The organism is Oscillibacter sp. (genome assembly GCF_031978065.1).
GTDB lineage: Bacteria > Bacillota > Clostridia > Oscillospirales > Oscillospiraceae > Oscillibacter.
In genome coordinates this window covers 1-11496 of sequence record NZ_DALZCH010000103.1, presented here as the reverse complement: position 1 = coordinate 11496, position 11496 = coordinate 1, and the positions used below count along the sequence as shown (strand labels likewise).

At 58.0% G+C, this 11496-nt stretch carries 23 protein-coding genes and 1 pseudogene; all 24 read right to left on the bottom strand.

Going from position 1 to position 11496, the window contains the following annotated elements; genetic code table 11:
* Positions 1–846: DNA-directed RNA polymerase subunit alpha (locus RTK01_RS13430; RefSeq protein ID WP_312281458.1), on the bottom strand; the 846-nt coding region annotated here is incomplete at its 3' end.
* A gap of 87 nt (positions 847–933) precedes the next feature.
* A complete protein-coding gene (gene rpsD / locus RTK01_RS13425; RefSeq protein WP_312281457.1) occupies positions 934–1536 on the bottom strand; it encodes a 30S ribosomal protein S4 in 603 nt (200 codons plus the stop codon).
* 20 nt (positions 1537–1556) lie between these two features.
* Complete coding sequence (gene rpsK, locus RTK01_RS13420) at positions 1557–1964, bottom strand: 30S ribosomal protein S11 (protein WP_293009143.1); 408 nt, start codon at positions 1962–1964, stop codon at positions 1557–1559.
* A 14-nt stretch (positions 1965–1978) separates the two neighbouring features.
* A complete protein-coding gene (gene rpsM / locus RTK01_RS13415) occupies positions 1979–2344 on the bottom strand; it encodes a 30S ribosomal protein S13 (RefSeq protein WP_293009145.1) in 366 nt (121 codons plus the stop codon).
* 25 nt (positions 2345–2369) lie between these two features.
* A complete protein-coding gene (gene rpmJ, locus RTK01_RS13410; protein WP_014116882.1) occupies positions 2370–2483 on the bottom strand; it encodes a 50S ribosomal protein L36 in 114 nt (37 codons plus the stop codon).
* Positions 2484–2545: 62 nt separating this feature from the next.
* Positions 2546–2764: a translation initiation factor IF-1 gene (gene infA / locus RTK01_RS13405; protein WP_014116881.1), complete on the bottom strand. Its 219-nt coding sequence runs from the start codon at positions 2762–2764 to the stop codon at positions 2546–2548.
* A 3-nt stretch (positions 2765–2767) separates the two neighbouring features.
* Positions 2768–3052, bottom strand: a complete 285-nt coding sequence (locus RTK01_RS13400; RefSeq protein WP_312281456.1) for a KOW domain-containing RNA-binding protein — start codon at positions 3050–3052, stop codon at positions 2768–2770.
* A gap of 10 nt (positions 3053–3062) precedes the next feature.
* Positions 3063–3815, bottom strand: a complete 753-nt coding sequence (gene map, locus RTK01_RS13395) for a type I methionyl aminopeptidase (protein WP_312281455.1) — start codon at positions 3813–3815, stop codon at positions 3063–3065.
* A 7-nt stretch (positions 3816–3822) separates the two neighbouring features.
* Complete coding sequence (locus RTK01_RS13390) at positions 3823–4455, bottom strand: adenylate kinase (RefSeq protein WP_312281454.1); 633 nt, start codon at positions 4453–4455, stop codon at positions 3823–3825.
* Positions 4456–4472: 17 nt separating this feature from the next.
* Positions 4473–5843, bottom strand: a complete 1371-nt coding sequence (secY, locus tag RTK01_RS13385) for a preprotein translocase subunit SecY (protein WP_312281453.1) — start codon at positions 5841–5843, stop codon at positions 4473–4475.
* Between the two features lies 1 nt (position 5844).
* Positions 5845–6285 (bottom strand): 50S ribosomal protein L15, encoded by a 441-nt coding sequence (gene rplO / locus RTK01_RS13380; protein ID WP_312281452.1) that lies wholly within the window; start codon positions 6283–6285, stop codon positions 5845–5847.
* A gap of 14 nt (positions 6286–6299) precedes the next feature.
* Entirely contained in the window at positions 6300–6482 is a 183-nt protein-coding gene (gene rpmD / locus RTK01_RS13375) for a 50S ribosomal protein L30 (protein WP_312281451.1), read from the bottom strand.
* A gap of 13 nt (positions 6483–6495) precedes the next feature.
* Entirely contained in the window at positions 6496–6996 is a 501-nt protein-coding gene (gene rpsE, locus RTK01_RS13370) for a 30S ribosomal protein S5 (RefSeq protein WP_293007401.1), read from the bottom strand.
* An 18-nt stretch (positions 6997–7014) separates the two neighbouring features.
* The gene (gene rplR, locus RTK01_RS13365; protein ID WP_312281450.1) at positions 7015–7374 is read right to left on the bottom strand and encodes a 50S ribosomal protein L18; all 360 of its coding nucleotides are present in this window, start codon (positions 7372–7374) and stop codon (positions 7015–7017) included.
* A gap of 14 nt (positions 7375–7388) precedes the next feature.
* Entirely contained in the window at positions 7389–7934 is a 546-nt protein-coding gene (gene rplF, locus RTK01_RS13360) for a 50S ribosomal protein L6 (protein WP_312281449.1), read from the bottom strand.
* A 15-nt stretch (positions 7935–7949) separates the two neighbouring features.
* Positions 7950–8348, bottom strand: a complete 399-nt coding sequence (gene rpsH / locus RTK01_RS13355; protein WP_312281448.1) for a 30S ribosomal protein S8 — start codon at positions 8346–8348, stop codon at positions 7950–7952.
* Between the two features lie 170 nt (positions 8349–8518).
* Positions 8519–8704, bottom strand: coding sequence for a type Z 30S ribosomal protein S14 (locus RTK01_RS13350; protein ID WP_091127912.1), 186 nt, complete (start codon positions 8702–8704; stop codon positions 8519–8521).
* A gap of 15 nt (positions 8705–8719) precedes the next feature.
* Entirely contained in the window at positions 8720–9259 is a 540-nt protein-coding gene (gene rplE / locus RTK01_RS13345) for a 50S ribosomal protein L5 (protein WP_312281447.1), read from the bottom strand.
* Positions 9260–9278: 19 nt separating this feature from the next.
* Positions 9279–9590: a 50S ribosomal protein L24 gene (gene rplX, locus RTK01_RS13340; RefSeq protein ID WP_312281446.1), complete on the bottom strand. Its 312-nt coding sequence runs from the start codon at positions 9588–9590 to the stop codon at positions 9279–9281.
* 14 nt (positions 9591–9604) lie between these two features.
* The gene (rplN, locus tag RTK01_RS13335) at positions 9605–9973 is read right to left on the bottom strand and encodes a 50S ribosomal protein L14 (RefSeq protein WP_040663505.1); all 369 of its coding nucleotides are present in this window, start codon (positions 9971–9973) and stop codon (positions 9605–9607) included.
* Positions 9974–9987: 14 nt separating this feature from the next.
* Positions 9988–10245 (bottom strand): 30S ribosomal protein S17, encoded by a 258-nt coding sequence (rpsQ, locus tag RTK01_RS13330; RefSeq protein ID WP_041615533.1) that lies wholly within the window; start codon positions 10243–10245, stop codon positions 9988–9990.
* 23 nt (positions 10246–10268) lie between these two features.
* The gene (gene rpmC / locus RTK01_RS13325) at positions 10269–10469 is read right to left on the bottom strand and encodes a 50S ribosomal protein L29 (protein ID WP_293007381.1); all 201 of its coding nucleotides are present in this window, start codon (positions 10467–10469) and stop codon (positions 10269–10271) included.
* A 1-nt stretch (position 10470) separates the two neighbouring features.
* Positions 10471–10908: a 50S ribosomal protein L16 gene (gene rplP / locus RTK01_RS13320; protein ID WP_293007379.1), complete on the bottom strand. Its 438-nt coding sequence runs from the start codon at positions 10906–10908 to the stop codon at positions 10471–10473.
* Positions 10908–11496: pseudogene (locus RTK01_RS13315) on the bottom strand (30S ribosomal protein S3); the annotation flags it as partial. The gene rplP and the pseudogene RTK01_RS13315, both read right to left, overlap by 1 nt.

Below are 11496 nucleotides of genomic sequence, written 5' to 3'. Positions count from 1 at the left end.
CTTGGAAATCAGGTCCTCCACGGTGTTGATGTTGGCGCGCTTGAGGCAGTTAAAGCTGCGCACGCTCAGGTCCAGCTCCTCAATGGTCATCTCCAGCACCTTATCCCGCTGGGCCTCTCCCTTCTCCACCACCGTGGGCTTGCTGCCCACGTTCTCCGAGAGGTCGGTGAAGAGCGTGAAGTGGTCGCACAGAATCTTGGCGCCAAGGGACACGGCGTCCCTTGCGGAGATGGTGCCGTCGGTCCAGACCTCCAGCGTCAGCTTGTCAAAATCGCTGGACGTGCCCACGCGGGTGGGCTCCACAGTATAGTTGACCTTGTACACCGGGGTATAGATCGAATCAATGGGAATCACGCCGATGACCTGCTGGCTCATTGCACGCTTGTTCTTGTCGGCAGAGACATAGCCCCGGCCGTGAGACAGTGTGATTTCCATATTCAGCGTCGCGCCGCTGTCCAGCGAAGCGATGTGCAGCTCGGGGTTGAGAATCTCCACCTCTCCGTCGGCCTTGATATCGCCGGCGGTGACCTCGCAGGGGCCGACGGCCTCTACATAGACCGTCTTCCCGCTTTCGCCGTGGAGCTTGGTGAGGAGGCCCTTTACATTCAGGACAATCTCCGTCACATCTTCCTTGACGCCGGGGACAGTGGAAAACTCGTGCTGAACGCCGGCGATCTTGATGGAGGTCGCAGCGGTGCCGGGCAGAGAGGACAGCATAATGCGGCGAAGCGCATTGCCCAGCGTAGTGCCATAGCCCCGCTCCAGCGGCTCCACCACATACTTGCCGTAAGTCACGTCGCCGGGAGCTTCGATACACTCGATCTGGGGCTTTTCGATTTCGATCATGCAGTTACCCTCCTTCATCTTCTCATTGCGGCAAAGCCCAAAGGCAGGCCGCGTTCGGTTCCTGTCATCTTCGAGGGTGTCCTCCGATTACTTGGAGTACAGCTCGACGATGAGGTGTTCCTCAATGGGAAGATCGATGTCCTCGCGGGCGGGCATCCGCACCACAGTGCCCTTCAGCGTATTCTTCTCGCGCTCCAGCCACGAAGGCAGCAGGAACATCACGGCGTTCTCGCCCACCAGACGCTTAAACGCCACGGAGGAGCGGCTGGATTCCGCAACCTCAATCACGTCTCCCGCCTTGACCAGATAAGAAGGAATGTTGACCTTCTTGCCGTTGACAATGAAGTGCCCGTGGTTCACCAGCTGACGGGCCTCGCGGCGAGTCATTGCAAAGCCCATGCGGTACACCACGTTGTCCAGCCGACGCTCCACCAGAACCAGCAGATTGTCGCCGGTCTTGCCCGGGGTGGCCACGGCCTTTTCATAGTAGTTGTGGAACTGCTTTTCGAGAATCCCGTAAATAAACTTGACTTTCTGCTTCTCATTCAACTGAGTCGCATACTCGCTCTTCTTCTTTCTAATGTGGCTGCCGGGATTACGCCTGGTCTCCTTCTTGGCGTAACCCATCACGGCAGGAGAAATGCCCAAAGTCTTGCAGCGTTTGGCAATGGGCTGCATATTCTTAGCCATAAAGCTTTACCTCCTTCAAATCAGACACGGCGACGCTTCGGGGGACGGCAGCCGTTGTGAGGAATGGGGGTGACGTCCTTAATCATCGTCACTTCCAGACCCACGGCCTGCAACGCCCGGATCGCGGCCTCACGGCCCTGACCGGGTCCCTTCACGAAAACCTCGACGGTCTTCAGTCCGTGCTCCATGGCGGCGCGAGCGGCAGTCTCCGCTGCGGTCTGCGCCGCAAAGGGCGTGGACTTCTTGCTGCCCCGGAAGCCGAGGCCGCCGGAGGAAGCCCAGGAGAGCGCATTGCCCTGGGAGTCGGTAACAGTCACCATGGTGTTGTTGAAGGAAGAGCGGATATGGACCTGTCCACGCTCGATGTGCTTTTTCTCACGGCGGCGGCGGACGACTTTCTTTCCACCGGAACTTGCTGTCTTAGCCATTTCGTTCTCCCTCCTTACTTCTTCTTGTTCGCAATGGTCTTCTTGGGACCTTTGCGGGTGCGAGCATTGGTCTTGCTGCGCTGTCCGCGGACAGGCAGGCCTCTGCGGTGACGCAGGCCGCGATAGCAGCCAATCTCCGTCAGGCGCTTGATGTCCAGCGCGGTCTGGCGACGCAGGTCGCCTTCCACGGAATAAGCCTCAATGGCGTCGCGGAGCTGCTGCTCCTCGGCGTCCGTCAGATCCTTCACGCGGGTATCGGGGTTGATGCCCGTCTGCGCCAGGATGTCCTTGGCGCTCTTTCTGCCGATTCCGTAGATATAAGTCAGTCCGATTTCGATCCGCTTATCCTTCGGCAGGTCAATGCCGGCGATACGTGCCATACTCTTAAAGCACCTCCATTTTTAATTAGCCCTGTCTCTGCTTGTGCTTGGGGTTCTCGCAAATAACCATGACACGGCCTTTGCGGCGAATGACCTTACACTTTTCGCACATGGGCTTCACGGACGGTCTTACCTTCATGTCTAACCATTCCTTTCAGCTTTTGTTCCCAGCCGCCCAAAGCGGCGTAGGCAGTGTGTTCGTTACTTTGTACGCCAGGTGATCCGGCCCCGAGTCAGGTCATATGGTGACATTTCCACCGTGACCTTGTCGCCAGGCAGGATCCTGATGAAATTCATTCTGAGTTTCCCGGAGATGTGCGCTAGAATTGTATGTCCATTGCCGATGTCCACCTTAAACGTGGTGTTGGGCATGGATTCAACCACAACGCCCTCTACTTCGATCATATCGGATTTTGCCAAGCCTTATCCCTCCTGGTCCGGATGAACCTCCCCGCGGTATTCCGCGAGGGCTCTGCGAAGCTCGCTGTTCGTGACTTTTTCTTCGCCTTTAATTTTTGTGGAAAGGCGGGTGTCGTCAGCGGCGACAAACAGCACATGTCTGCGCTTTTTGCGCTTGGGCGACTCTACCCTCCGTGATTTTCCATCCGCCAGCAGCAGATACTCCCCTTCCACGCTCATCACGCAGAAAAGCTTTCCCCGGTCTCTGCCGGCGCTGGACAGAACAATATTCGACTTTGCGATCTCCATAAGCACTCTCTCAAATTGCGGGAGCCGTCAAAATTTCCGGCTCTCCGTCGGTAATCAGGATCGTGTTCTCATAGTGGGCGGCGTTTTTCCCATCCGCAGTGCGGACAGTCCAGCCATCGCTCATCTGATAAATGGAGGCAGACCCGGCGTTGACCATGGGTTCAACCGCAATTGTCATACCCTTAAGGAGCCTGGGGCCCCGGCCGGGATGGCCATAGTTCGGAATCTCCGGGGACTCGTGCATATCCGCGCCGACCCCGTGGCCGACAAATTCCCGCACGATTCCATATCCGTGAGCTTCCGCATAGGCCTGCACCGCTGCGGAGATGTCTCCGGTGCGGCTGCCTGAACGCGCCTGCTTGATTCCTTCGAAAAAGCTCTGTCTGGTCACATCGATCAGATCCTGAGCTTCGGCCGAAATGGTCCCGCAGGCAAAGGTTGCCGCGCAGTCGCCGTGAAATCCGCCGATATACGCGCCTACATCCACGCTGACAATGTCACCCTCCAGCAGCACCCGTTTTCCGGGGATGCCGTGAATAATCTCGTCGTTAACGCTGATGCAGACGGAGGCCGGATAGCCCTGATAGTGCAGGAAGGACGGCACCGCGTGATTCTTTCGGATAAATCGCTCCACTTCGTCGTTGATCTCCTGGGTTGTAACGCCGGGCTTTACCATTTCCCCTGCCAAGGCACGGGCAGCCGCGGTAAGTTTTCCCGCTCGGCGCATCAAGTCGATCTCCTCCGGGGATTTGAGAATAATCATTTCATCCTCATTTCCCCAACGCGTGGAGGATTGCCTGAGAGGTTCCAGCCACGGTGGGCTGGTTCTCCACATATTCCAGAACGCCCCGGGACCTATAAAAGTCCTTCAGCGGCTCTGTCTCCTTGTGATAGACCACGAGGCGCTGTTCCACAACCTCGGGATCGTCGTCGTGCCGACGGCTCAATTTTCCGCCGCACTTGTCGCAGATTCCCTCCTGCTTGGGGGGAACTGCCACCACGTGAAAGCTGGCGCTGCACTGCTCGCACACCCGCCGGCCCGCCATGCGCTTCTCAATCTCCTCATCAGAGATTTCGATGGAAATTACGTGGTCAAAGTAAATACCGGCCTTCTCCAGCGCCTCGGCCTGAGCGATGGTGCGAGGCACCCCGTCCAGAATGTATCCGTTTGCGCAGTCCGGCTCCGCCAGCCGGTCCGAGATGACGCCGATGATGACCTCATCAGGGACCAGCTTGCCCGCGTCCATAAAGGATTTCGCCTTCAGGCCGGTGGGTGTGCCGTTTTTGACGGCCACGCGGAGGATGCTTCCGGTTGAAATCGTGGGAATGGAAAATTCCTTGCACAGAATTTCAGCCTGTGTCCCTTTTCCGGCGCCAGGTGCGCCCAACAGGATCAGTTTCATTCCATTTCGCCTCTTTCTTATTCCAGGAAGCCCTTATATTGGCGCATCAGCATCTGAGACTCCAGCGCGCGCACCGTTTCCAGCGCCACGCCCACGATAATGATGACCGAGGTTCCGCCAATGCCCAAGGAGGAGTGTTTAATCACCATACCCGCCAGCAAGGGAACCATGGCCACGATGCCCAGATAAATTGCGCCAAAGAGCGTCACCTTGTTCAAAACCTTCCGAATGAAGTCCACCGTGGGCTTGCCCGGACGGAAGCCGGGGATAAAGCCGCCCTGCTTTTTCAGGTTGTTGGCAATCTCCACGGGATTGAACTGAATGGTGGAGTAGAAATAGCTGAAACCGATAATCAGGATAAAATACACCACCATATAGAGGACGGACTTAGTATCAAGGAACTGAGAAAGCTTGTAGCTGAAGCTTCCCTCCTCGCCTACGCCGGTAAACGCCATGATGGTGGCCGGCAGGGAGGCGATAGACTGTGCGAAGATGATGGGCAGCACGCCCGACATGTTCACCTTCATGGGAAGGGTGGAGGTCTGGCCACCGTACATCTTCCGGCCCACCTGCCGCTTGGCATACTGCACGGGAATACGACGCTCAGCGCTGTTGATAAACACGATGAACACAATCAGGGCCAGAATACCCACCAGAATCAGAACCACGCTCCAAGGAGCGAGTGCCTGCTCCAGCATATACTTTGCGTTTGTCGCCGTGTAGCCTGCATCCAGAAGCGTTTGCTCGGTCAGCGCTCCGCTGCGGACGCCGGACCATGTGATCACGCCCTCGTACATCCCGGACACCATGCTGGGAACGCGAGAGAGAATGCCCGCGAACAGGATAATGGAGATGCCGTTGCCCACGCCGAATTCGGTGACCTGCTCGCCCATCCACATCACGAAGGAGGAACCAGCGATGAAGGACACAATAATGACCAGTGCGGGCCAGATGCCTGCGTCGGTAAGGATGTCGTAGCGCTTCATAATCATATAGTAGCCGAACGCCTGCAAAATTGCAATGGCCACGGTGGCATACCGGGTGATAGACTGAATCTTCTTCCGGCCTTCCTCGCCGCCATCCTTGGCCAGCCGCTCCAGAGCGGGGATGGCCACAGTGAGCAACTGAATGATAATGGAACTGTTGATATAGGGCTGGATGCTCAGTGCGAAGACAGTTGCCTGCGCAAATGCCCCGCCGCTCATCACGTTATACAGCCCCAAAATGGTGGTGGTCTGGCTGTTCAGATAGCTGGACAGCGTGGCCGTATCCACATAGGGAACGGTGATGGCGTTACCGATGCGGAAAATGAGCAAAATCAGCAAAGTGAAAATGATCTTCTTCCGCAGCTCGGGAATATCCCACGCTTTGCGAATCGTAGCGATCACGTTACTTCACCTCGGCCTTTCCGCCAGCTGCCTCGATTGCCTCCTTGGCAGACGCGGAGAAGGCAGAGGCCTGCACCGTCACTTTTTTCGTGACCTTGCCGTTGCCCAGCACCTTGAATCCATAGGTGCACTTGGAGAGAACCCCCTTATTCAGCAGCGCCTGGTCCGTAACGGTCTCGCCGTCTTCAAACACGTTCAGCGCGCTGAGGTTGACAATCTCCAGAGGCTTTGCGAAGATGTTGTTGAATCCGCGCTTGGGAACGCGGCGCGCCAGAGGCATCTGGCCGCCTTCGAAGCCCACGCGGACCTTGCCGCCGCTACGGGCCTTTTGGCCCTTGTGGCCGCGGCCGCCGGTCTTGCCGTTACCGCTGCCGGCGCCCCGGCCCTTGCGGTAGGGCTGCTTGACGGAGCCTTCGGCGGGAGACAGTTCGTTGAGTTTCATGTTTCCGTGCCTCCTTATTTCACTTCGGCGACCTGCAGCAGATAGCCGATCTTGGCGATCTTGCCGCGGGTCTGGTCGTTGTCGGGCTGCACGGTGATGTCACCAATTTTGCGCAGACCCATAGAATGGGCGGTCTGAATCTGCTTTTCCAGACGACCGTTTAGGCTCTTGACGAGCTTAATATTCAAGTTTGCCATAATAAGCCCCTCCTTAACCCACAATCTCGCTGACGCTCTTGCCCCGGATACGAGCCACTTCTTCCGGCCCGCGCATGGACCGCAGTCCTTCGAAGGCGGCAGCGACCACGTTGTTGGCATTGTTAGAGCGCAGGCACTTGGTACGAATATCCTTAATTCCGGCAGCTTCCACCACAGCGCGAACCGCGCCGCCGGCAATCACGCCGGTACCAGGGGCGGCGGGCTTCATCAGCACGCGTCCGGCGCCGGAGGCGCCGATCACCTCGTGGGGAATGGTGGACCCGGCCAGGGTCACGGTAATCATGTTCTTCTTCGCAGACTCCAGGCCCTTGCGGATGGCCTCAGGAACCTCGGCGGCCTTACCCAAGCCATAGCCGACCTTTCCCTTCTGGTCGCCCACCACCACCAAGGCGGAGAACTTCATCACGCGGCCGCCCTTAACGGTTTTAGAAACTCGGTTGAGGGCAACAACCTTCTCTGCGTATTCGCTGGGCTCTCTTTCAAATCTAGGCATGTTGTTTACCTCCTCCGATCAAAACTTCAGGCCGCCCTCGCGGGCGCCTTCGGCCAGTGCCTGCACACGGCCATGGTACAGATAACCGCCGCGGTCGAAAACCACGTTCTCGATCCCCTTTGCCTTGGCCCGCTCTGCAATGAGCTTGCCCACGACAGAGGCGGCGGCGGCGTTGCCGCCGTAACCGGCGATCTCTTTATCAAGAGAAGACGCGGCTGCCAAGGTCTCGCCCTTTACATCGTCGATAATCTGGGCGTAAATATTAGACTCGCTGCGGAAGACATTCAAGCGAGGGGTAGCGGCGGTGCCGGAGATTTTGGCACGCACCCTCTTGTGACGCTTTAGGCGCTGAGCATTTGTATTCGGCTTCTTAATCATATCGGCACACCTCCTTACTTCTTGGCGCCGGTCTTACCAACCTTGCGGCGGATGACCTCGTCAGAATACTTGATACCCTTGCCCTTATAAGGCTCGGGAGGACGCTTCTCGCGGATTTCGGCGGCAAACTGGCCCACAGCCTGCTTGTCGCAGCCGCGCACGATGATTTTATTGGGAGCGGGGACCTCAATGGTGATGCCCTCGATCTCGGAAACGATCACCTGATGGGAGAAACCCAGGTTCATCACCAGGTTCTTGCCCTCCTTGGCCACACGGTAGCCCACGCCATTGACGTCCAGCTCTTTGGTGAACTCATTGGCGACGCCTTCCACCATGTTGTGGAGCAGGGAGCGGGTCAGGCCGTGCAGGGCCTTGTGCTGCTTATCCTCGGAGGGACGGTCCACGGTGATCGTGTTGCCGTCCTGCTTGATGATCATTTCGGGGCGCAGGGCCCGGGCAAGTTCGCCCTTGGGACCCTTGACGGTGACCACATTACCCTCTGCCACGTTGACGGTGACGTCGGCGGGGACGGTAATGGGCATTCTGCCGATTCTTGACATGATTCAGTACCCTCCTTACCAGACGAACGCCAGGACTTCGCCGCCGACATGCCCCTCGCGGGCCTTCTTGTCGGTCATGATGCCCTTTGACGTGGAAATGATCGCGATACCCAGGCCGCGAAGCACGCGGGGCAGCTCATCGGCGCCCACATAGACGCGCAGGCCGGGCTTGCTGACACGGCGAAGACCTGTAACGACCTTCTCCTTGCCGGCGTTGTACTTCAAGGTGATATGAAGCACGCCCTGAAGGCCGTCCTCCACCATCTGGAAGTTCTTGATATAACCCTCGTCCAGTAGAATCTGAGCAATGCTCTTCTTCATATTGGAGGCGGGGACATCAACGGTGTCGTGCTTTGCGCTGTTGGCGTTGCGGATGCGGGTGAGCATATCCGCAACTGGATCTGTGATATGCATGGATAAATCCTCCTGTTTTTAGAGTTACGGTTTCGAAAAACCGTTCAGGCAGCGAGGTATCACTATGAATGGAGCAGTCCGCTCGCACGTGGTGCCCGATTCACAGTGACCTTTCGCCATCCTTTCACCAGGGCTTTCGCCCCAAGCTACAAAAGTAAAATCGGCGGGTCTTAGAAAGACGCCTTCCGAACGCCGGGAATCTCACCCTTGTAGGCCAGCTCACGGAAGCAGATACGGCAAACGCCGTAGTCCCGGAGGTAAGCATGGGGGCGGCCGCAGAGCTTGCAGCGGTTGTACTTCCGGGAAGAGAACTTCGCGGGAGCCTGCTGCTTCAAAATCATAGACTTCTTAGCCATTCTTCTCTTCCTTCCTTACTTGGCGAAGGGCGCGCCGACCTGCTCCAGCAGGGCGCGGGCTTCTTCGTCGGTTTTTGCGGTGGTGCAGATAACCACATCCATGCCGCGGATCTTGTCGATCTTATCGTACTCCACTTCCGGGAAAATCAACTGCTCCCGAATGCCCAGAGCGTAGTTGCCCCGGCCGTCAAAGGAGTTGGGATTGATGCCCTGAAAATCGCGGACGCGGGGCAGAGCCACGTTGAACAGCCGGTCCAGAAATTCCCACATCTTCGCGCCGCGGAGAGTGACCTTCGCGCCGATGGGCATTTCCTCGCGGAGCTTGAAGTTCGCAATGGACTTACGCGCCTTGGTGATAATGGGCTTCTGTCCGGTAATCTGGGCCAGATCGCCCACCACGTTCTCAAGAACCTTGGCGTTTTCCCGAGCCTCGCCGCAGCCCACGTTCACGACAACCTTGTCGATCCGGGGAATCTGCATGACGCTCTCGTATTCAAACTGCTTCATGAGCGCGGGAGCGACTTCGGCGCCGTATTTTTCCTTCAGTCTTGCCATGTTCGTCTACTCCCCTTTCTCACAGCGCAGCGCCGCAGTGCTTGCACACGCGGACGCTCTTGCCGTTTTCAATCTTGTGGGCAACGCGGGTGCCCTTGCTGCACTTGGGGCAAATCACCTGTACCTTGCAGGAGGCGATTGCCGCCTCGCGCTTGACAATGCCGCCAGTCTCGCCCTGCTTGCGGGGCTTCACGTGGCAGGTCACAATGTTGATGCCCTCCACCACGACCCGGCTGGTCTTGGGCACGCTGCCCAGAACCTTGCCCTGCTTGCCCCGGTCCTTGCCGGAGAGAACGACCACGGTGTCGCCCTTTTTGATATTCATAGACATATCAGGCGTCCTCCTCAAATCACTTCGGGAGCCAGGGACAGGATCTTCATGTAATCCTTGTCGCGCAGCTCGCGTGCAACCGGCCCAAAGATACGGGTCCCTCTGGGGTTCTGGTCGTCCTTGATGAGGACGGCGGCGTTATCGTCGAAGCGGACATAGGTACCGTCGTTACGGCGGACGCCCTTGGCGCTGCGAACGATGACGGCCTTTACCACCTCGCCCTTTTTCACGGTGCCACCCGGCTGGGCCTTGCGGACAGACGCCACAATAACGTCGCCGATATTGCCAAACTTGCGGGTGGAGCCGCCCAGAACGCGGATGCACTTGATCTCTTTGGCGCCGGTATTATCGGCAACCTTCAAATAGCTTTCCTGTTGGATCATAACTCGGCACCTCCTTACTTCGCTTTTTCAATAATCTCGACCACGCGCCACCGCTTGTCCTTGCTCAGGGGGCGGGTCTCCATAACCTTAACCTTGTCGCCGATGCCGCATGCGTTTTCCTCGTCGTGGGCCTTCAGCTTGTAGGTGCGGCCGACAATTTTCTTGTACAGGGGATGGGCCACGCGGTCCTCGATAGCCACGACCACGGTTTTGTCCATCTTGTCGGACACAACCTTGCCGATTCTGGTCTTCCGGGAGGAAGTTCTCACCATTTCACTCATGTTCACTTACCTCCTTACTGCTTTCCGGAAGCCTGAAGCTCCCTCAACACGGTTTTGACTCTGGCAATGTCGTGCTTGGTTTCCCGAATCTTCAGGGGATTGTCAAGCTGGTTGGTGGCGTGCTGCATACGCAGGAAAAACAGATCCTTCTTCAGGCCGGTCAGCTTTTCGTTAAGCTGCTCGGCATTCATCTTGCGAACTTCACTTGCCTTCATCTTACTCACCTGCTTCCTGAGCCTCCGAAGCAGCCTCGCGGATAACCAGCTTCGTCTTGATGGGCAGCTTGTGGCTGGCCAGACGCAGGGCCTCGCGGGCAGTTTCTTCGGGAACGCCGGCAATCTCAAACATGATACGGCCGGGCTTCACAACTGCAACCCAAAACTCGGGGGAACCTTTACCGGAACCCATGCGGGTGTCGGCGGGCTTCTTGGTGACGGGCTTGTCGGGGAAAATCTTGATCCAGACCTGACCGCCGCGCTTGGTGTAGCGGGTCATGGCGATACGGGCCGCCTCAATCTGGTTGCTGGTGATCCAGCCGGGCTCCATGGCCTGGAGGCCGAACTGACCGTAGGTAATCGTGTTTCCGCGGTATGCCTTGCCGGTCATACGGCCACGGTGCACACGACGGTATTTTACTCTCTTGGGCAGAAGCATTATTCAGCTCCTCCTTCCTTCTTGGGTTCAGCGGGGGCTACGGGAGCAGCCGCCGGACGAGGGGTGTTGGTGTTGGGGCGGTTGAATCCGCCCTGAGGGGCGCGGTTGAAGCCACCCTGTCCGCCTGCGGGGCCACGGTTGAAGCCGCCCTGTCCGCCTGCAGGACCACGGTTAAAGCCACCCTGTCCGCCTGCAGGGCCACGGTTGAAGCCGCCCTGTCCGCCTGCGGGACTACGGTTAAAGCCGCCACCCTGTCCGCCTGCGGGGCCACGGTTGAAGCCGCCGCCCTGTCCGCCTGCGGGACCACGGTTGAAGCCGCCGCCCTGTCCGCCGGGACCACGATTGAAGCCGCCGGGCCGACGGTCGCCGCCACGGAAGTCGCCATCACGGCGAGGCCGACGCTCACGACGCTCCTGATAGGGCTTCGTGGTATCCATGGTGCGGGGAGTGGTACGCAGGGTCTGAGAAAGAACCTCTCCCTTATACACCCAAACCTTCACGCCGATGCGGCCGAAGGTGGTGGCAGCCTCCGCGAAGCCATAATCAATGTCAGCGCGGATGGTCTGCAGGGGAATGGTGCCCTCGTGA

Excerpts from the sequence above, each read along its gene's own strand:
- rplO (WP_312281452.1), bottom strand. The coding sequence starts at position 6,285 with ATGAAACTCAACGAACTGTCTCCCGCCGAAGGCTCCGTCAAGCAGCCC.
- rpmC (WP_293007381.1), bottom strand. The coding sequence starts at position 10,469 with ATGAAGGCAAGTGAAGTTCGCAAGATGAATGCCGAGCAGCTTAACGAA.
- rplP (WP_293007379.1), bottom strand. The coding sequence starts at position 10,908 with ATGCTTCTGCCCAAGAGAGTAAAATACCGTCGTGTGCACCGTGGCCGT.
- rplE (WP_312281447.1), bottom strand. The coding sequence starts at position 9,259 with ATGGCAAGACTGAAGGAAAAATACGGCGCCGAAGTCGCTCCCGCGCTC.
- map (WP_312281455.1), bottom strand. The coding sequence starts at position 3,815 with ATGATTATTCTCAAATCCCCGGAGGAGATCGACTTGATGCGCCGAGCG.
- rplN (WP_040663505.1), bottom strand. The coding sequence starts at position 9,973 with ATGATCCAACAGGAAAGCTATTTGAAGGTTGCCGATAATACCGGCGCC.
- rplF (WP_312281449.1), bottom strand. The coding sequence starts at position 7,934 with ATGTCAAGAATCGGCAGAATGCCCATTACCGTCCCCGCCGACGTCACC.
- rpsH (WP_312281448.1), bottom strand. The coding sequence starts at position 8,348 with ATGCATATCACAGATCCAGTTGCGGATATGCTCACCCGCATCCGCAAC.
- rpmJ (WP_014116882.1), bottom strand. The coding sequence starts at position 2,483 with ATGAAGGTAAGACCGTCCGTGAAGCCCATGTGCGAAAAGTGTAAGGTC.
- RTK01_RS13390 (WP_312281454.1), bottom strand. The coding sequence starts at position 4,455 with ATGAAACTGATCCTGTTGGGCGCACCTGGCGCCGGAAAAGGGACACAG.
- rpsM (WP_293009145.1), bottom strand. The coding sequence starts at position 2,344 with ATGGCACGTATCGCCGGCATTGACCTGCCGAAGGATAAGCGGATCGAA.
- rpsD (WP_312281457.1), bottom strand. The coding sequence starts at position 1,536 with ATGGCTAAGAATATGCAGCCCATTGCCAAACGCTGCAAGACTTTGGGC.
- rpsQ (WP_041615533.1), bottom strand. The coding sequence starts at position 10,245 with ATGGTGAGAACTTCCTCCCGGAAGACCAGAATCGGCAAGGTTGTGTCC.
- rpmD (WP_312281451.1), bottom strand. The coding sequence starts at position 6,482 with ATGGCAAACTTGAATATTAAGCTCGTCAAGAGCCTAAACGGTCGTCTG.
- rplX (WP_312281446.1), bottom strand. The coding sequence starts at position 9,590 with ATGTCTATGAATATCAAAAAGGGCGACACCGTGGTCGTTCTCTCCGGC.
- RTK01_RS13350 (WP_091127912.1), bottom strand. The coding sequence starts at position 8,704 with ATGGCTAAGAAGTCTATGATTTTGAAGCAGCAGGCTCCCGCGAAGTTC.
- RTK01_RS13400 (WP_312281456.1), bottom strand. The coding sequence starts at position 3,052 with ATGGAGATCGCAAAGTCGAATATTGTTCTGTCCAGCGCCGGCAGAGAC.
- rpsE (WP_293007401.1), bottom strand. The coding sequence starts at position 6,996 with ATGCCTAGATTTGAAAGAGAGCCCAGCGAATACGCAGAGAAGGTTGTT.
- rplR (WP_312281450.1), bottom strand. The coding sequence starts at position 7,374 with ATGATTAAGAAGCCGAATACAAATGCTCAGCGCCTAAAGCGTCACAAG.
- rpsK (WP_293009143.1), bottom strand. The coding sequence starts at position 1,964 with ATGGCTAAGACAGCAAGTTCCGGTGGAAAGAAAGTCGTCCGCCGCCGC.